General features: G+C 75.9%; 2 protein-coding genes. Both read right to left on the minus strand.

Translation table 11 applies throughout. The features are described 5' to 3' along the window. Nucleotides 1–86 precede the first annotated feature (86 nt). The gene (locus WME85_RS39355) at nt 87–4,076 is read right to left on the minus strand and encodes a type I polyketide synthase (RefSeq protein ID WP_437828567.1); all 3,990 of its coding nucleotides are present in this window, start codon (nt 4,074–4,076) and stop codon (nt 87–89) included. Next, a complete protein-coding gene (locus tag WME85_RS39360) occupies nt 4,073–19,705 on the minus strand; it encodes an SDR family NAD(P)-dependent oxidoreductase (RefSeq protein WP_437828569.1) in 15,633 nt (5,210 codons plus the stop codon). The genes WME85_RS39355 and WME85_RS39360 overlap by 4 nt, the downstream gene beginning before the upstream one ends. Nucleotides 19,706–20,240 lie beyond the last annotated feature (535 nt).

Here is a 20,240-nt window from a genome sequence, read left to right on the forward strand (position 1 = left end):
CGGCCTGTGCGCCGACGTGCTCTCGACGCCGGGCGCTGGCCCCAGAGGGCGCAGCGCCGGCGCCGCCCTGCGCGCCGTCCTGCGTCTCACGCGCGGGGATCCGCCGCGACGATACGCTCCCTGAGCCGCTCCGCGAGCGTGCTGACGTGGGGCTCCCGGAGCATCGAGTAGTGGGATCCCGGCACCTCCTGGATCTCGATGGGCTGCGACGAGAGCCCGCCGATGGGCTGGTAGAGAGTGCCGTACGGCTCCGGCGGCACGCCGAAGGGGCACTCCGCCGGCTGCTGCGCAGACCGGAGATAGAGCACTCGGCCCGCATAACACGGTATCGCGTAAGACCGGACGGACCGGCCGTGCGCCGCCGCGAGCCGCTTCACCGCGCCCGTGAAGCCGGGCGCGCCGCCGCGCGCCGCGCCGTCGAGGACGAGCTCGGTCAGCGCGTCCTCGTCGAGCTCGCCGAGCTCGTCAACCGACCTGTCGGGCAGGATCATCCTCGCGGACTCGACGAGCTGCCAGCGCCTGCGTTCAGGGGTGTTGTGGACCGCGGTGTACCCGTCGATCAGGGTCAGGAGCGCGACGCGCTCGCCCCCCCTGTCGAGCTGGTTGGCCATCTCGAAGGCCACGAGGCCACCGAGCGACCAGCCGCCGAGGAGATAGGGGCCTGACGGCTGGACCGCGCGGATGGCCTCGATGTAACGCGCGGCCATGACCTCGATCCGGTCGTCGGGCTCGGCGTCGTCGTCGAGCCCTCTCGCCTGGATGCCGTAGAAGGGACGCGCCGTCCCCAGGCGGCGCGCGAGCTCGGCGTAGCAGAGCACGGGGCCGCCGAACGGATGCACGCAGAAGAAGGGCGCCCCGCTGCCCTCGGGCTGGATCGGGACGAGCAGCGAGCGCCGGGGCGCGCCGCCCCCCTCGGGATCGCTCGTCGCGGGAGCGGGCAGCCGCAGCACGTCCAGCGCGTGCTCGACGAGGGCGGCGAGGGTCGGGTACGCGAAGAGCAGGTTGACGGACAGCCTGACCCCGAGGCTCCGCTCGATGTGGCCGCGCAGCTCCAGGCTGAGCAGCGAGTCGAGCCCGAGCTCGTCGAGGCGCCGGTCCGGGTCGACCTCCTCGGGATCGCGCAGCCCGAGCGTGCGCGCCGCCGACGTTTGCAGCCACCGCGCCAGCAGCCGGCGCCGCCCGTCGGCCGTGGCCGCCTCGAGCTGCGCGACGAGCGCGCCGTCGATCGACGCCTCCGCCGAGGCCGAGGCCGCCGCCGGGCGCGGCGCCGCCGGCGCAGGCGAGCGCGGCGCCGCCGGCGCAGGCGCGCCGTCGCGCGCGGCGGACGTGTCCCGCTGCGTCCAGTACCGCTGGCGCTGCCAGGGATAGGTCGGCAGGGAGACGCAGCGGCCTCCGTGAGGGTGCAGCCGCCGGAAGTCGACGGGGTGGCCGTGCGTGTACAGCGCCCCGAGCGACTGGAGCAGGCAGCGCCGCGCCTCCTCCCCTCGCCGGAGCGCGAACAGCACGTGCCCCTCGGCCTTCTGCTCCTTCTGCTCGAGCAGGCACTGCCTGAGATGACCAGCGAGGACGGGGTGGGGGCCGACCTCCAGGAAGGTCCGGTACCCCGCGGCCACCGCCGCTTCGACGGCGGTCGAGAACCGCACCGGCTCCCTCATGTTCCTCGCCCAGTAGGCCGGGTCGAGCTCGTCGCCCGAGACGCGGGCGCCGGTCACCGTGCTGAACATCGAGGACGTCGCGCGCCGCGGGGCGAGCCCGGAGAGCGCGTGGAGGAGCTCGCGCTGGAGCGGCGCCATCTGCGGGCTGTGGAACGCGTGGCTCACGGGCAGCAGCCGGCAGTCGACCGACTCGCCGCGCAGGCGCTGGACGGCGTCGAGCAGCGCCGCCTCCTCGCCCGAGAGCACGACCGAGCGCGGGTCGTTGACGGCCGCGATGGTGAGCCGATCCCCGTGCCGTTCGAGGACGCGCGCCGCCGCCTCCTCGGCCGGAAGCGCCACGAAGGCCATCTTCCCGCGCCCCCTGGTCCGCTGCATCAGGCGCCCGCGCAGGACCGAGAGCCGCACGGCCTCGTCGAGCGTGAGGGCGCCTGCGACGTGCGCGGCCGCGATCTCTCCCACGCTGTGACCGACGACCGCGCCGGGCGTGACGCCGAGGGACTTGAAGAGCTCGGTCGTCGCCACCTGCACGGCGACGAGCGCAGGCTGAGCCACCTCGGTCTCGTTCAGGCGCGACGACTCCTCGGGCGCCTCGAGCTCCTCCAGCAACGACCAGCCGGCGTCGCGCCGCACGATGGCGTCACACGCCTCGAGCGCCGCGCGGTAGCTCGGCTCCTCGGCGAAGAGCTCGCGGTGCATGCCGATCCACTGCGAGCCCTGCCCAGCGTACACGAAGACCGCCTGGGGCCGCGCCCTCGGCGGCGCGACGCCGCGGCTCGCGCCCCGCGGCGGCTCGCCGCGGACGATGGCGTCCAGCGACGCCGCGAGCTCCTCGGGGGAGCTCCCCACGACGGCCAGCCGGTGCTCGTGGTGGCCGCGCCGGACGCTCGCCGTGTAGGTGATGTCCGCGAGCCCCGGCGGCGCGCCGGCGACGGGCGCCCGGAGGAAGTCCCGGTGCGAGCGCGCCGCCGCGAGGAGCGCCTCCGGGGTCTTCGCGGAGAGCGGCAGGAGCGAGGCGCGCGCGTCGCCGGCGGGGACCTCGGCGCTCGGCGGCGGCGCCTCCAGGATGACGTGCGCGTTGGTCCCGCTCAGGCCGAACGCGCTCACGCCCGCGAGGCTGTCCGGGCGGAAGGCGAGCTTGCGCGCCGGGATGACGAGCGACGTGCCCTCCAGCGCGATGCGCGGGTTGAGCGCCCGGAAGTGGAGGTTCGCCGGGATGGTGCCGCGCTGGAGGACGAGCGCCGCCTTGATGAGCCCCGCCACGCCGGCCGCCGCCTCGAGGTGCCCGATGTTCGACTTCAGCGCTCCCAGGACGCAGGGCGCGCCGCTCTCGCGCGGCCGCCCCACGACCTGCGCGAGCGCCTCGACCTCGATCGGGTCGCCGAGCGACGTGCCCGTCCCGTGGGTCTCGACGTACCCGATGTCCGAGGCCTTCGCGCCGGCGCTCTCCAGGGCCTTCTGCAGCATCGCCTGCTGGGCGAGGACGCTCGGGGCGGTCATCCCCGCCCCGCGGCCGTCCTGGTTGACCGCCGAGCCGCGGAGGATGGCGCAGATGGGATCGCCGTCCGCCAGCGCGTCGCTCAGCCGCTTCAGGAGCACGAGCCCGCACCCCTCGCCGCGCACGAAGCCGCTCGCGCCCGCGTCGAAGACCTTGCACCGGCCGTCGGGCGAGAGGGCCCCCGTCGTGGCGACCAGCCGCATCGTGACGGGCGACAGGAGGAGGTTGACCCCGCCCGCCAGGGCGAGCGAGCACTCGCCGCTGCGCAGGCTCTGGCAGGCGAGGTGGACCGCCACGAGCGACGAGGAGCACGCCGTGTCGACGGTCAGGCTGGGCCCCTGGAGCCCGAGCGTGTACGACAGCCTGCCCGCCGGGAACGAGAAGAAGTTGCCGGTGGCGGCGTGGATGTGCTGCGCCTCGGGGTCGAACGCGCCGCACAGGTGGGCGTAGTCGTTGGTGCTCATGCCCAGGAAGACCCCGGTGCTGCTGCCCGCGAGGCGCTCCGGGACCTGGCCGCCGCGCTCCAGGGCCTCCCAGGCCACCTCGAGCAGGAGGCGCTGCTGCGGATCCATGAGCTCGGCCTCGCGGGGCGAGATGCCGAAGAAGCGCGCGTCGAACAGGTCCACGTCCGCGAGGAACGCGCCGTAACGCACGGCGCGCGACGCCGGATCCGCGGCTGCGCCCGGGGTCGGCTCGAGGCGCCACCGCTCGGCGGGGACCTCCGTCACGGCGTCCACCTCCTCCTCGAGGAGGCGAAAGAGCGCCTCCGGGGTCGTGGCGCCGCCCGGGAGCCGGCAGGCCATGCCGATGATCGCGACAGGCTCGGTCCTCGCGCGCACGAGCGCGTCGCGCTCCGCGCGCAGCTCCCGGATGGTGGCGATCGCCTGCCGCAGGCGGGCGTCGTAGTCGATGGCCTGTGTGCTCATCCTATCTTCCTCTCGCTGGCGAGCATCAACTCCTCGTCGAGGAGGCTCAGCAGCGCGCTCCCGGCGAGGTGGTCCAGATCGTCGGGCAGCGCGGCGGGCGCGGGCCCGCTCGCGCCCTGCGGGGGCGCGTCATCCATCGCGAGCTGCTGCAGCAGGTGCTCGGCGAGGGACGCGATGTTCGGGTAGGTGAACAGGAGCGTCGCGGGGAGCTTGAGCCCCAGGCCCGACTCGAGCCGGTTGCGGAGCTCCAGGGTCATGAGCGAGTCGATCCCGAGGCTCTGGAACACCGCGAGCGCATCGACGTCGGCGATGGCCATGCGCAGCACGCGGCAGAGCTGCTCCGTCAGGTGCCGCTCCATCAAGGCGCGGCGCTCTTCCGGCCGCGCCGTCTCCAGCACCTCGCGGATCCGGACGATCTCCTCGACGCTCGACGCCAGGCGGGCGCGCTCCTTGCGCAGCCTGTCCCAGAAGCGAGAGCGCGCGGCGCTCGGGTAGTAGTCGAGCCACTGGTGCACGTTGAAGCGCGCGACCGCGATCTGGGCCAGGTCGGTCGTGAGGAGGCGCTCGAGCACGCTCAGCCCCTCGGCCGCCGTGAGGCCGTCCAGGCCCCGGTGGCCGACGTGGCCCATGATCTCGGACTGCCTGGCCACCACGCCCGCGTCGGAGAAGAGGCCCCAGTCGACGCTCAGCGCGGGCAGCCCGAGGGAGCGGCGGTGGTGCGCGAGGGCGTCCAGGAACGCGCTTGCCGCGGTGTAGTTCCCGTTGCCCGGGGCGCCGAGGAGAGACGCCACCGACGAGTAGAGCACGAAGAAGTCGAGGGGCCTGTCGGCGGTCAGCTCGTGCAGGTGCCACGCGCCGTGCATCTTCGGGGACATCGTCTTCCAGAAGCGCTCGGGGCTCTGCTCCAGCACCGTGCTGTCGGCGAGCACCATGGCCGCGTGGACGACCCCGCGGAGCGGCGGCGCGCCGCGCGCGATCGTCGCCAGGAGCCCGGCGACCTCGGCGCGCTGCGACACGTCGGCCTGGGCCACGACGACCTGCGCGCCCTCCGCCTGCATCGCCTCGATCGCGCGCCGCGCCGGCTCCGAAGCGCCGCTGCGACCCGAGAGCACGAGGTGGCGGGCGCCCCGGGACACCATCCGCTGCGCCAGCGCGAGCCCGAGCCCCCCGAGGCCTCCGACGATGAGGTAGCTGCCGTCGGGCCGGAGGTCGACCGCGCGCTCGGCCGTGCGCCCGATCGCCGACGCCGCGCCGCGCGCGAGCCGCGCGACGTGGCGCCCGCTCGGCCGGAGCGCCACCTGGTCCTCGTCGTCGCTCGAGTCGAGCTCTCGCAGGAGCGCGGACGCCTCGTCCGGCTCGCGCGCGGGGCTCAGGTCGACGCGCGCGCACCGGAGCTCCGGGTGCTCGGACGCGAGCACCCGGCCGAAGCCGAGCAGCGGCGCCTGGGACACCGACACCGGCGAGGACCCCGCGACGGCCTGCGCGCCGCGGGTCACGAGCCAGAGCCGCGGCGCGTCGCGCCACCCCGCGCGGAGCAGCGCCTGCGCGAGGAACAGCGCGCTCAGGCTGCCGAGGTGCTGGTCGCGCTCCAGCGTCTCCGCCGTGGTCGCGTCCGGGGCCGCCGCGTCCAGGCTCCAGAGGTGCACGACGCCCCGGAGCGCCGGGCCGCCGCGGAGCGCGTCGTCCAGCAGGAAGCGGAACGCCAGCGGGTCCCTGGGGTCGAGCTCGTAGAGCCCCTCCGCGAGGCGCGCGGTGCGCTCCCCGGCGACGGCGCGAACACAGGCGTCGCCGCGGCGGCGCAGGAGCGCCTCGACCTCGTCGCCGAGGCCGCTCCGGTCGGCCAGCAGCAGCCAGGCGCCGCGCGGCGAGCGCGGCCGGGCGTCGTTCGCCGGCGCCGGCGCGGGCGCGCTGCGCTCCCACGCGACCTCGTACAGCAGCTCCTCGGCGAGGTCCGGCGGGGCCGGGGACGCGAGGGGAGCGAGGGATCGCAGCGCGCCGGCGACCGTCGCGCTGCCCTCGATCCAGTACCGCTCCCGCTGCCAGGGGTAGGACGGCAGCGGCACGCAGCGCCCGCCCGAGGCGTGCTGTCGGCGGAAGTCCACGGGGTAGCCGCGCGCGTAGAGCGCGCCCAGCGACTCGCGGAGCGCCCTCGCCTCGTCCTGCTCGCGCCGGAGCGAGGCGAGCGCCGCGCCGCCGCGCCCGTGCGCGCGCAGCCCCTCGTCGATGGCGGGCCCGAGCACCGGGTGCGGGCTCATCTCGATGAACAGCGCGGGCCCGCCCTCGGAGAGCCGCTCCACGGCCCTCGAGAACAGCACCGGCTCGCGCAGGTTCCGCGCCCAGTAGGCGGCGCCGAGCTCGTCTCCGCGGCAGCTCTCGCCGGTCACCGTGGAGCACAGCGGCACGCGCGCCGCCTCCGGCGCGAGCCCCGAGAGCTCCCGCTCCAGCGCGCCGAGCAGCGGGTCCATCTGCGGGCTGTGCGACGCGACGTCCACCTTCACCCGCCGGCAGAACACGCCCCGCTCTCCGAGCTCCGACAGGAGCTCCGAGAGCGCGCCGGGCTCGCCCGACAGCACCGTCGTGCTCGGGCTGTTGCTCGCCGCCACGGAGACGCGGCCCTGACGCGGGCCGAGCGCCTGCTGCGCCTGCGCGAGGGGCAGCTCCACGAGCGCCATCGCCCCCTGGCCGCTGAGCCGCGCCATCAGCTGGCTGCGCCTGCAGACGACGCGCGCCGCGTCCTCCAGCGTCAGCGCGCCGGCCACGTGCGCCGCCGCCACCTCGCCCAGGCTGTGCCCCACCACCGCGTCGGGCTCCACGCCCCACGAGCGCCACAGCGCCGACAGCGCCACCCCCATCGCGAACAGCGCCGGCTGCACCACGTCGATCTGCTCGAGGCGCGAGCGCTCCTCGCCCGCGTCGAGCTCCTCCAGCAGCGACCACCCCGCCTCCTGCGCGACGGCCGCGTCGCACGCGGCCATCGCCGCGCGGAACACCGGCTCGCGCTGCAGGAGCTGCCTCCCCATCCCCACCCACTGCGAGCCCTGGCCGGGGAACACGAACACCACGCGGGGCCGCGCCGCTCGGGTCGCGTCGCCGCGGGCGAGGCCGGCGCGCTCCTCGCCGCGCCGGTAGGCGTCGAGCAGCTCGACGAGCTCCTGCCGCGAGCCGCCCGTGAGGGCGAGGCGGTGCGCGTGGTGGCCGCGCCGGACGCTCGCCGTGTACGCGATGTCCCCGAGGTCCGGCTCGGCCTCCGCCGGGAGCCGGGACAGGAAGCGCCGGTAAGCCTCCGCCAGGTCGGACAGCGCGCCCGGGCTCCTGGCGGACAGGGGGAGGAGCAGCACGCCGGCCTCTCCGGAGCGAGCCGGGCCGGCGCGCCGCGGGGCCTCCTCCAGCACCACGTGGGCGTTGGTCCCGCTGATCCCGAACGAGCTCACCCCGGCGATCCGCGGCGCCTCCCCCGGAGGCCAGGGCACCTCCGCCACGGGGATCGCGAACGGGGTGCCCTCGAGCGAGATCCTCGGGTTCAGCGTCTGGAAGTGCAGGTGCCTCGGGATCGCCCCGTGGTGCAGCGAGAGCACGGCCTTGATGAACCCCGCCACCCCGGAGGCCGCCTCCAGGTGGCCGAGGTTGGTCTTCACCGAGCCGAGCCAGCAGGGCAGCCCGTCCGGCCGCGGCCGGCCCAGCACCTCGGCGAGGGCCTGCAGCTCGATCGGGTCCCCGAGCGACGTGCCGGTGCCGTGGGCCTCGATGTACCCCACCTGCGACGGCGCGACGCCAGCGCTCTCCAGCGCCTGCCGCACGAGCGCCTGCTGCGCGAGCACGCTCGGCGCCGTCAGGCCCGCCGAGCGCCCGTCCTGGTTGACGGCCGAGCCCCGGACGAGCGCCCAGATCCTGTCGCCGTCCCGCTGCGCGTCCGAGAGCCGCTTGAGCACGACGACGCCGCAGCCCTCTGCTCGCACGTACCCGCTCGCCCCCGCGTCGAACGTCCTGCAGCGGCCGTCGGGAGCGAGCGCCTGCGTCTGGCCGACGAGGCACATCGTCAGCGGCGACAGGATCAGGCTGACGCCCCCCGCGAGCGCGAGATCGCTCTCGCCGCTGCGGAGGCTCTGGCAGGCGAGGTGGAGCGCGACGAGGGAGGAGGAGCACGCCGTGTCGACGGTCATGCTCGGCCCCTCCAGGCCGAACACGTAGGACAGGCGACCCGCGGCCGTGCTCGCCCAGGTGCCGGTCGCGCAGTAGACGTCCAGCTCCTGCACGTCGAGGGCGGCGACCCGGTGCTGGTAATCCTGGGCCGCCATGCCGACGAACACGCCGGTGCGGCTGCCCATCAGCCGCTCGGGGGGGTGCCCTGCGTCCTCGAGCGCCTCCCACGCCACCTCCAGCAGGAGGCGCTGCTGCGGGTCGAGGCTCGTGGCCTCCCGGGGAGAGATCCCGAAGAAGCGCGCGTCGAACCCGTCGACCGCGTCGAGCAGCCCGGCCCAGCGCGTGCCGGGCAGGTCGCCGGGGATCGCGTCCGCGGGCCACCGGGTCGCGGGGATGGGCTGGATGGCGTCGACGCCGCGCTTCAGCGCGTCCCAGAGCGCGTCGGGGTGGTCGCCGCCGCCGGGGAACCGGCACGACAGGCCGACGACGGCGATCGGCTCGCCCGCCAGCGCCGCCGCGGCCCGCGCCGCCGCGCCGGCGGCGGTCTCGTCCGGCGCCGGCGGCTCGGGTCGCGCTCCGGCGAGAGGGCCGAGCTTCCCGGCGAGGTGCGCCGAGAGGCCCGCGACGTGCGGGTAGGCCCAGAGCAACGTGGGGGGCAGCGCGAAGCCCAGGCCAGCCTCCAGGCGGTTGCGCAGCTCCAGGCCCATGAGGGAGTCGAGGCCGAGGCTGCTCAGCGGCGCGTGCCGCTCGATGGAGGCCGGGGAGAGCCGCAGGACCCGGGCCACCTGTTCCCGGACGAACCGCTCGACCAGGGCGGGCCGCTCGCCGGCCGCTGCGCCGTCGAGCGCCGCGCGGAGGTGCGCCGCCCCCGGCGCGCGCGGCGTCGTCGAGCGCCCGCGCTCGCCGCGGAGGCGCTCCCAGAAGCCCCACCCGGCGGCGCGCGGGTAGGACTCGAGCCACTGGCGCACATCGAACCTCAGCGCGCTGGCCTGCGCCGGCGCGCCCCCGAAGAGGCGCCCCAGCGCGCCCAGCGCGTCGGCCTCCGTGAGCAGCCCGATACCCCGGTTCGCCCGGCGCGCGGCGCCGGCGTCCTGGCCCGGGGCGGAGGCCTCGTCGGCGAGCAGGCCCCAGTCGACGCACAGCGCGGGCAGCCCGAGGGAGCGCCGGTGGTGCGAGAGGGCGTCCAGGAACGCGGCGCCCGCCGCGGCGACCGGGTCGCCGGGAGCTCCGAGGAGCGGCAGCGCCGAGGAGCGCAGGACGAAGACGTCGAGGGGCCTGTCCGCGGTCAGCGCGTGCAGGTTCCACGCGCCGCGCGCCGCGGCGGCCATCGTGGCCCAGCTGCGCCGCGGGTCCTGCGGCTCCAGCGCGTCGTGCGCGTCGTGCGCGTCGTCTCGAAAAACAGCCAGCGGCGCCGCGTGGACGACCCCGCGCAGCGCGCCGAACCGCTGCTCGATCATCGCCACGACCTCGGCCGCCTGCGCGCGCTGCGACAGGTCGGCGTGGGCCACGACCACCTCGGCCCCTGCCGCCGTCATCGCCTCGATGGCGCCCCGGGCCGCCTCCGCCGCGCCCTCGCCGCCGGTGAGCACGAGGTGGCGGGCCCCCTCCTGCACCATCCACCGCGCCAGCGAGAGGCCGAAGCCCTCGAGGCCGGCGGCGATCAGGTAGCCTCCGTCGGCGCGGAAGCGCGCGCTGCTCGCAGCCCCGCCGGCGGGCGCGACGCGCGCGAGCCGCGCGACGTACCTCCCGCCGCTGCGGAGCGCGACCCGCTCCTCGTGATCGGCCGCGTCGAGCTCGCGGAGGAGCGCCTCGGCGTCGCCCGCCGCGGCGGCCTTGCTCAGGTCGACGCGCCTGCACCGGAGCTCCGGGTGCTCGGCCGAGAGCGCGCCGCCGAGCCCCCACAGCGGCGCCTGCGGCACGGACACCGGGGCGACCTCGGCCACGGCCTGCGCGCCGCGGGTCACGAGCCACAGCGGCGGCGCGTCGCGCCACCCCTTGCGCACGAGCGCCTCCGCCAGGAGCAGCGCGCTCAGGGCGCCGACGCGCGACGCCGCCGCCAGCGCGTCGGGCGCCGCGCCGTCCGCCGCGCCGGCGTCGAGGCCCCAGAGGTGCACGACGCCCTGGCACGCGCCCTCGTCCCCGAACGCGTCGTCGAGGAGCGCGAGGAGCGACGCGCGGTCCTCCGGGTTCACCTCGTAGCGCCGCGCCGCGATGCGCGAGAAGCGCTCCCCGGCCAGGACGCGCACGCACGCCTCGCCGCGGCCCTCGAGCAGCGCCGCGAGCTCGGCGCCGGTCCCGGCGCGGTCGAGCAGGAGGAGCCAGGCGCCCCGCGGCGAGCGCTCCGCCGCGACCGCCGGCGGCGGCCTCCGGTGCCACTCGATCGCGTAGAGCAGCTCGTCGGCGCTCTCGAGCGCGTCCGGGCGTACTTCCGGCTCGGGATCCGCGGCGCGTTCCTCGAGCCAGTACCGCTCCCGCTGCCAGGGGTAGGACGGCAGCGGCACGCAGCGCCCGCCGGACGGGTACAGGCGCACCCAGCTCACCGGGTGGCCGTGCGCGTAGAGGGCGCCCAGCGCCTGGAGCACGCTCCGTCGATCTTCCTGGTCGCGCCGCAGCGTGAAGAGGGCGTGGGCGGCCGCGTCCCGGTCCGCGATGCACTGCTGGAGGCTCGAGAGCAGCGCCGGGTGCGGGCTCACCTCCAGGAAGATCTCGTGGCCGTCGTCCAGCGCCGCCGACACCGCCCGCGCGAACTGCACGGGCTCGCGGAGGTTCTGCGCCCAGTACGCGGCGTCGAGCTCCTCGCCCCCGGCGCGCGCGCCCGTCACGGTGCTGTACACCGGGACCGAGGCGCGGGCCGGCGCGAGGTCTCCGAGCGCCCGCCGGAGCTCGTCCTGCAAGGGCGCCATCTGCGGGCAGTGGGAGGCGTAGTGGACCCGCAGCATCCGGCAGGGCACCTCCCGCCACTGCAGGCGCTCCACCACGGCCTCGAGCGCCGCCCCGTCGCCGGACAGCACGACGGAGCGGGAGTCGTTGATGGCCGCGATCGAGAGCCGGTCCTCGTACCCCTCCAGGACGCGCTCCGCCTCGCCGGCCGACAGCCCGACGGAGGCCATCCTTCCGTGGCCGCTCGCCCGCTGCGCGAGCCGTCCGCGGATGACGACGAGCCGGATCGCCTCGTCCAGGGTCAGGACGCCGGCGACGTGCGCGGCCGCCACCTCGCCGACGCTGTGCCCGATCACGGCGTCCGGGGCGACGCCGAGCGATCTCCACAGCGCCGAGAGGGCCACCTGCACGGCGAGGATCGCCGGCTGCGCGACCTCGGTCCGATCGAGCCGCGACGTCGCCTCGGGCGCGGCGAGCTCGCCCAGCAGCGAGAAGCCCGCGTGGCGCTGCACGAGCGGCTCGCACGCCTCGATCGCCGCCCGGAACACCGGCTCCTCGCGCAGGAGCTGCTGCCCCATCCCGGCCCACTGCTGGCCCTGGCCCGGGAACACGAACACGACGCGGGGCGCGAGCCCCGGCACCGCCTGCCCGTGCGCCACCGCGGGGTGGCTCTCCCCGCGCACGAACGCCTCGAGCGCCTCGGCCAGCTCCTCCCGGGACCGCCCCACCACGGCGGCGCGGCACTCGTGATGGCGGCGCCGCACGCTCGCCGTGTACGCGATGTCCGCGAGCCGGGCCCCCTCCTCGGCGGGCGCGCCGCGCAGCAGGCGGCCGTGGGCCTCGGCCAGCGCGGCGAGCGCCTCGGGGCTCCGCGCGGACAGCGGCAGCAGCGCCAGGGATCCCTCCTCGTCTGCCGGCGGCGCCGGGGCGTCGGGCGCCTCCTCCAGCACGACGTGTGCGTTGGTGCCGCTCATCCCGAACGCGCTCACGCCCGCGCGCCGCAGCCGCTCCGCGCGCGGCCACGCCTCGGCCGCCGCCGTCACCGCGATCGGGATCTCCGCCCACGGGATGTGCGGGCTCAGCGCGCTCGCGTGGAGCTGTGCCGGCAGCTCGCCGCGGCGGAGCGCCAGCACCACCTTCATCAGGCCGGCCACGCCCGCCGCCGACTCCAGGTGGCCGATGTTCGTCTTCACGGAGCCGACCCGGAGCGGCCGCCCCTCGGGCCGCCCCTCCCCGAAGACCGCGGCGAGCGCCTCGATCTCGATCGGGTCGCCCAGCGCTGTCCCCGTGCCGTGCGCCTCGACGTAGTCGATGTCGCCGGGCGAGAGCCGCGCGCTCGAGAGCGCGCTGCGCACGACCGCCTGCTGCGCCTTCCCGTTCGGCACCGTGATGCCGCTGCTGCGGCCGTCGCTGTTGACCGCGGAGCCGCGGACGACCGCGAGGATGCGATCGCCGTCGCGCTCCGCGTCGGACAGGCGCTTCAGCACGACCATGCCGCACCCCTCGCCGCGTCCGTAGCCGTCCGCGCCCGCCGAGAACGTCTTGCACCGGCCGTCCGGCGACAGCGCGCGGAGGCGCGACAGGTAGACGTAGAGGTAGGGGGACAGCATCAGGTGCACCCCGCCCGCGACCGCGACGCGGCACTCGCCGGCCCGCAGGCTCTGGCAGGCGAGGTGGATCGCCGTGAGCGACGAGGAGCACGCCGTGTCGACGGCCATGCTCGGCCCCTCCAGCCCGAGCGCGTGCGAGAGCCGCCCCGCGGAGAAGCTCGTGAACGTCCCCGAGAGCGTGTACGCGTTCAGCGCGCCGAGGTCCTCGCGCGCCCGCTGCAGCAGGCCGTAGTCGCTCGGCCCGATGCCGACGAACACGCCCGTCAGCGGCTCGTCGCCCGGCACGACGCCCGCGTCCTCCAGGGCCTCCCAGATGATCTCCAGGAGCAGCCGGTGCTGCGGATCGATGTGGATCGCCTCCCTCGGCGAGATCCCGAAGAAGCGCGCGTCGAACCGGTCGGGCGCCTCCGCCAGGAAGGCCCCCTCGCGCGCGTACGTCTTGCCGGCCGCGTCCGGATCCGGGTCGTAGTACGCCGCGGCGTCCCAGCGCTCCGCCGGGACCTCCGACACGGCGTCGCCCCCGCGCGCGAGCAGCTCCCAGAGCGCCTCCGGGCTGTCCGCTCCCCCCGGGAAGCGGCACGCCATCCCGACGATCGCGATCGGCGCCTCGTCGACCTCGGCCGCGGGTGCCGCCGCGGGGCGGGAGGGCTCCGCGTTCGCCGTCGCGCCCGCGCCGCCCGGCTCGGGCAGCGAGAGCTCCTCGAGCAGGAAGTCGGTCATCGCGACGACGTTCGGGTGGTTGAACGTCACGCTCGGCGACAGCGGCAGGCCGAAGGCGCGCTTCAGCGAGCCGCACAGCTCCACGGCGATCAACGAGTCCACCCCGAGCTCGAAGAAGCCCTTGGTCGGGCTCACCTCGTCGGGCCCCCCGAACCCGAGCGTCCGGGCGACCTCCGTCTGGAGCCACCGCGCGAGCATCCGCCGCCGCTCGCGCGCCGGCGCCGCCGTGAGCTCGTCGAGGAGGGCGCGCTCGACGGCGGAGGTCGCGGCCTCGGGCGCCCGCGGCATCTCCGAGAGCAACGGGCGCTCTCCGCTGCTCTCGTAGACCGCGCGGAACCGCGGCCAGTCGACGTCCGCCACGACGACCTGCTCCGCCGTGCCGCCCAGGATCCGGGACAGGGCGGCGATGGCGGCGTCCGGGCCGAGGGCCCGCACCCCCCGCTCCTCGAGCGAGGCGAGCAAGCCCGTCGCCATCCCGCCGTCGCGCCACGGCCCGAAGCTCACGCTGACCGCGGCCGTCCCCGCGGCGCGGCGCGCCCGCACGAGCGCGTCCTGGAACGCGTTCGCCGCCGCGTAGGCGGCCTGCCTGGCCGAGCCCCACACGGCCGCGATCGACGAGAAGCAGACGAACGCGTCGAGCGGCCTCCCGCGCGTCAGCTGGTCGAGCACCGACGTCCCCTGGACCTTCGGCGCCATCACGCGGCGCAGCCGCGCGACGTCCAGCCCGGCGAGCGGCGTCTCGTCGGGGACGCCCGCCAGATGGAAGACCGCGGAGAGCGGGGGCAGCCTCGCGTCGACGTCCGCGAGCACGGCGGCCATCGCGGCCTCGTCGGCCGCGTCGGCCTGCGCCACGGTCACCGATGCCCCGAGCGCCTCGAGCGACGCGACGAAGGCGCGGTCGTCGGCGGACGCAGCGCGGCGGCTCGCGAGCACCAGGTGGCGCGCGCCCCGCTGGAGCAGCCACCGCGCCACGCGCCGCCCCAGCGCGCCGAGGCCGCCGGTGACGAGCGCCGTGCCCGACGTCGACCAGGGCTTCGTGACGGACTGCGCTCCGCTGGCAGAGCGCGCGAGGCGCTGGACGAACCGCCCCGAAGGCCGCAGGGCCACGTGGTCCTCTGGATCGGCCCCCAGCACCTGCGCGAGGAGCGCGGGGACCGTGGACGCCTCCGGAGCCGGCGGCAGGTCGACGATCCCACCCCAGACCTCCGGGTGCTCGAGCGAGAGGGTCCGGCAGAGCCCCCAGAGCGGCGCCTGCGCGGGCGCCGCGACGGGATCGCCGGAGCCCACCGACACCGCCCCGCGGGTCACGAACCACGCCCTCGGCCGCTCCGGGCGCGGCGCCGTCAGCGCCGCCTGCACCAAGGCCAGCGCGCTCTCGACGCCTCGCTCGAGCGCGGCGCCGAGCGCGTCTCCCTCGCGCGTCGCGCCGTTCAGGCTCCACAGGTGGATCACCCCGCGCGCCGCGCCGCGCTCGGCCGCGCGCGCCGACCACCACGCCCCGAGGCTCTCCGGCGCGGGGTCGCTGGTCCATACGTGCTCTGCCAGGCGCCGCACCGCGGTCCCCAGGCGGAGCCGGGAGCACGTCGCGCCCGACGCCTCGAGCGCGTCCGCCAGCCTGTCCCCGATGCCCCCCTCGTCGACGAGCACGACCCAGTGCCCCGGCCTGGAAGCTGGCGCCGGGAGCGACGCCGGGGGCGCCGCTCGCCACGAAAGCTCGTGAAGCCACGGCTGGATCTCCGCGACATCGCGCTCCTCCGCCGCCTTCGCGCGCAGCGCGTCGAGCACCCTGCCGATCAAGCGCAGCTCGTCGGCCGAGGGCGCCGCGGGCAGGCCGAGCTGCGCGGCGAACGCCGCCGCGTCCGCCGCGCTCAGCACCGACAGGAGCGCCGCGGGCGGCGCGCTCGAGGTCCCCGCCTGCTCGCCCCGGCGCGCGTCCCCGGGGGCCTCCAGCCAGTACCGCTTCCGCTGCCAGGGATAGGCCGGGAGCGAGACGCTTCGCCCGCCCGTCGGGTAGAGCCGGGCCCAGTCGACCGGATAGCCGCGCGCGTGCAGGGCGCCCACCGCCTCGAGCATGCAGCGCCGCCCGTCGCGGCCGCGCCGCAAGGTCGGGGTGACCAGCCCGTCGAGCCCTCGCTCCGACAGGCATCGCTGCACGCTCGCCGAGAGCACGGGGTGCGGGCCCACCTCGACGAAGACCCGGTGGCCGGCGGCGCTGGCGTGATCGACGGCGCCGGCGAGCTGCACGGGCTCGCGCAGGTTCCGCGCCCAGTAGCTCGCGTCGAGCTCCTCTCCGCCGACCCCCCCGCCCGTCACGGTGCTCACCATGAGCCGCGCCGCGCGGCGCGGAGCGACCGTCCCGAGCGCGCTCAGGAGCTCTCCCCGGAACGGCTCCATCTGCGGGCTGTGAAACGCGTAGTTCACCGGCAGCTCGCGGCAGTGCACGCCGCCGCGGCGGAGCGCCTCCACCACCTCCGCGAGCGCCGGCGCATCCCCGGACAGCACGACCGAGCCGGGATCGTTGACGGCGGCGATCGCGAGCCGCCCCTCATACCCTTCGAGAGCGCGCGCGACCTGCTCCACCGGGGCCTGGACGGAGGCCATCTTCCCCAGGCCCGTCGCCCGCTGCATCAGGCGACCTCGGTGGTGGACGATGCGCACCGCCTCCTCCAGGTCGAGCGCCCCGGCGACGTGCGCCGCCGCGAGCTCCCCGACGCTGTGCCCGATCACCGCGTCGGCGGTGATCCCCCAGGAGCTCAAGAGCTCCGCGAGGGCGACCTGCACCGCGAAGAGCGCGGCCTGGGCCACCTGCGTCTCCTGGAGGCGGGAGGTGGCCTCGGGCGCGCTCAGCGCGTCCAGCAGCGACCAGCCCGCGCGCGCCTCGAGCAGCGCGTCGCACGCCTCCACCACGCCCCGGAAGACCGGCTCCTCCTGGAGCAGCGTCCACCCCATCCCCGGCCACTGCGATCCCTGGCCCGAGAACACGAACACGAGCCTGGGACGCGGCCCCGGCGGCGCCTCTCCCCGCGCGACGCCGGCCCGGGTCGCCCCGCCCAGCGAGGCCTCGAGGGCGCCGGCCACCTCGTCCCGCGAGGCGCCCACGACCGAGAGCCGGTGCTCGTGATGGCTGCGCCGGACGCTCGCCGTGTAGCAGACGTCGCGCAGCAGGGCGCCGCCCGGCGCCCGCAGCCGGGACGCCATCGACGCCGCGAGCTCCCGGAGCGCCTCCGGGGCGCGCGCGGAGAGCACGAGCAGCTCGGCGGGGGTCGCCTCGCGCGCCTGCGCCCCCTGCGGCTGCGAGGCCGCCTCCGGTTCGGGTCCGCCCAGCCACGGCAGCGACGCCGCGAGCGCGTCCGCCGCGCCGGCGCCGGACGGCGCCAGCCTTTGCCACGCGACGGGCGCGCCCGCCGTGTACAGGGCGCCGAGCGAGTCGAGCAGGATCGCCCGCGCCGGCTCGTCGCGCCGCAGCGACGGCACCGCGAGGCCGCGCCGCCCGAGGCGAGCGAGGCTCACCGTGACGGCGTGCGCGAGCACGGGGTGCGGATTCACGTCGACGAAGGCGTCGTGGCCGTCCTCGACGAGCCGCTCGACGGCGGCGGAGAAGAGCACCGGCTCCCGCAGGTTGCGCGCCCAGTACGCGGGGCCGAGCGCGTCGCCCTCGAGGCGCGCCCCGGTCACGGTGGAGTAGAACGGCGTCGCGCCGCGCCGCGGTGAGATCTCCTGCACCGCCCGCTCGAGCTCCGGGCAGAGCGCGTCCATGTGCGGGCAGTGAGAGGCGTAGTTCACGCGGACGCGCCTGCACGTCACCTGCCGGCCGGCGAGCTCGTCGAGGAGCTCCGTGAGCGCCCCGGCGTCGCCGGAGACCAGGGTGGCGCTCGGGCTGCTGCTGCCGGCGACCCAGAGGCGGCGCTCGTGTCGCTCGAGCGCCCGCTCCGTCTCGGCGACGGAGAGCTCCACGAGGGCCATCCCGCCAGCGCCGCTCGCCTGCTCGACGAGGCGGCCGCGAGCGCAGATGATCCGCGCCGCGTCCTCGAGGCGGAGCGCGCCGGCCACGTGCGCCGCGGCGACCTCGCCGAGGCTCTGCCCGACGACGGCGTCGGGCTCGACGCCCCAGGATCGCCACAGCGCGGCGAGCGCGACCTGGATCGCGAAGATGGCCGGCTGGACGACGTCGGACGCGTCGAGCAGGCGCGGGCTCCCCGTCGTCAGCGCGGAGAGGAGCGAGAAGGGCGCGTGCGGCTGCATCGCCTCGTCGCACTGCAGCAGCGCCGCGCGAAACACCGGCTCTTCGCGCAGGAGGTCGCGCCCCATGCGGAGCCACTGCGACCCCTGGCCGCCGAACAGGAAGGCGACCTTCGGCCGCGCGCCCGGCGCGCCGCCCGCCGCGCCGGGCGAGGCGCCGGGCGAGGCGCCGGGCGAGGCGCCGGGTCGGGTGGGCGCGCCCGCGTCGCCGAGGGCGCGCAGGCGCGCGTCCAGCGCGTCATAAGAAGCGACGCTCAGCGCGAGCCGGTGGTCCTCGTGGCTGAGCCGCGCCGCGGCCGCGGCGCAGAGCGCGGGGAGCGGCGGCCGCGCGGCGGGCGACGCGGCGAGCGCGTGGACCTGGGCGACCAGCGCCGAGAGCGCCCCGGCGCTCGGCGCCGAGAGCGGCAAGAGGAGCGTCTCGTCGTGGCGCACGCCCTCGAGCACGACGTGGCAGTTGGTCCCGCCGAAGCCGAAGGAGCTGACCCCGGCGAGGGCCTCCCCGTACGCCCGCTCCGGCCAGGGCTCCGCCGCGCGCTGCACCGCGAGGCGCAGCTCGTCGACCGGGATGTGCGGGTTGGGCCGCTCGAAATGGAGGGTCGGCTGGAGCTCCCGGCGCCGCATCGAGAGCGCGACGCGGATGAGCCCGGCGATCCCTGCTGCGGCCTCCAGGTGGCCGATGTTGGTCTTCACCGATCCGATCCGGAGCGGCCGCTCGGGCGGGCGGTCCGCGCACAGGACGGCGCTCAGCGCCCTCGCCTCGATGGGGTCTCCGAGGATCGTGCCCGTGCCGTGGGCCTCGACGTAATCGACCTCCTCCGGCTTCACCCCCGCGCGCGCGTACGCCTCGCGGAGGACCGCCTCCTGCGCCTTCGGGTTCGGCGCGGTCAGCCCGTTGCTGAACCCGTCGTTGTTGACGGCGCTCCCGCGGATCACGCAGTAGATCGCGTCGCCGTCCGCGAGCGCGCGGGAGAGCGGCTTGAGCACGACCACCCCGCCGCCCTCGCCGCGGGCATAGCCGTTCGCGCGCGCGTCGAACGCCCTGGACCGGCCCTCGGGCGAGAGCGCCCCGAACTTGGACATCGCCACGGTGCTCTCGGGGGCGAGGATCAGGTTCACGCCGCCGGCGAGCGCGAGGTCGCACTCGCCGAGGCGCAGGCTCTGGCAGGCGAGGTGGACCGCCACGAGGGACGAGGAGCAAGCGGTGTTCACATGAAGGCTGGGCCCCTGCAGGCCCAGCGCGTAGGACACCCTCGCAGCGATGATGCTCAGGTCCTGCCCTGTGGCGGTGTGCTGGGCGATCGCCTCGATATCGGCGCGAGGCCCCCTCGCGTAGTCGCTCCACATCGCGCCGAAGAACACGCCGGTCTGGCTGCCCTTGAGCCCCCGAGGCGCCACGCCGGCGTCTTCCAGCGACTCCCACGAGAGCTCGAGCATCAGCCGCTGCTGAGGGTCCATCTGGACAGCCTCTCGCGGGGAGATATCGAAGAACTGCGGGTCGAACCGGTCGACCTGCTCCAGGAACCCGCCCCAGCGCGTGCGCATCTTCCCGGGGGCGCCCGGCTCCGCGCTGTAATACGCGTCGATGCTCCACCGCTCCCGGGGGACCTCCCCGATGGCGTCCACCCCACCGCGCAGCAGCCGCCAGAACGCGTCCGGGTCCGCCGCCTGCGGAAACCTGCAAGCGAGGCCGACGATCGCGATAGGCTCGGCGGCCGGGACATTGTAAGATCCCTTTCCTGCATGAGCCGACTGCGCTGCAGAGGACACAGTCGACCCGCTCGGTCCCCCGGCCAGGTGACGCGCCAGCGACTCGATGGTGGGATACTCCCACATCAACGTAGGGTGTAAGCGCCGCCCAAGCATCGTTCCCAGCGCGGCGAGCAGCGCTGTCGCTGCCATGGAGTCGAGCCCACAGTGGCTGAACCGAGAGCTCGTATCAATCGAGTGCGGCGGCACGCCGGACCGCTCCGCGATCCTTTCCGTGAGCCAGCGCTGTATCTCGGCTGCCGTGGAGAGCGGCGCCGGAGCGTCGTGCGACATGATTAGGACTCCTCAAGCTGGGCGAAGCCGCGCCCGCCACGAAGGGGAGGTCGACATCCGTCGGATGGTGCGGAGAGGAGTCCAGGCACTCGCCCCCCCGCGCAAAACGATCATCGCAAGGACAGGGCGATAAGACAATGAAAATTATCGTGCCATGGCCAACTAACATATCCAACGATCATGAGTTGGTGAGAGCGCATCTTTGCAGCGTGATAAGCAAACTTGCGCCTTGTTCGCGACGTCTGCCGCGGCCGGCGCTGCGCGGCGCGCCCGGCGGGACAGCCATGGACGCCGGCGATTCACATCGATGCTCCCGAGGTCCAGCAGCGAGGGACCAGAGTCCGTCGCGAGCACGGCGTGCGTCCGCCGCGAGCGCGGCGTGCGATGCACCACAGCGATGACGTCCGCCGCGCGAGCCAGGAGCGGCCGCGCTCACCCTCCAACTCACGTCGAATTCTTGCTCTCCGTGGCAAGGATCTCCTGCACGGATCGGGGGCACCTCGCGCGATCTGGGCGTGACGGCGGCGAGTCGGAT

It is taken from the genome of Sorangium sp. So ce1153, from assembly GCF_051521595.1.
In the GTDB taxonomy this organism is placed as follows: Bacteria; Myxococcota_A; Polyangia; order Polyangiales; family Polyangiaceae; genus Sorangium.

Coding starts and splice junctions, on each gene's coding strand:
- WME85_RS39355 (WP_437828567.1), bottom strand. CDS start 4,076: ATGAGCACACAGGCCATCGACTACGACGCCCGCCTGCGGCAGGCGATC.
- WME85_RS39360 (WP_437828569.1), bottom strand. CDS start 19,705: ATGTCGCACGACGCTCCGGCGCCGCTCTCCACGGCAGCCGAGATACAG.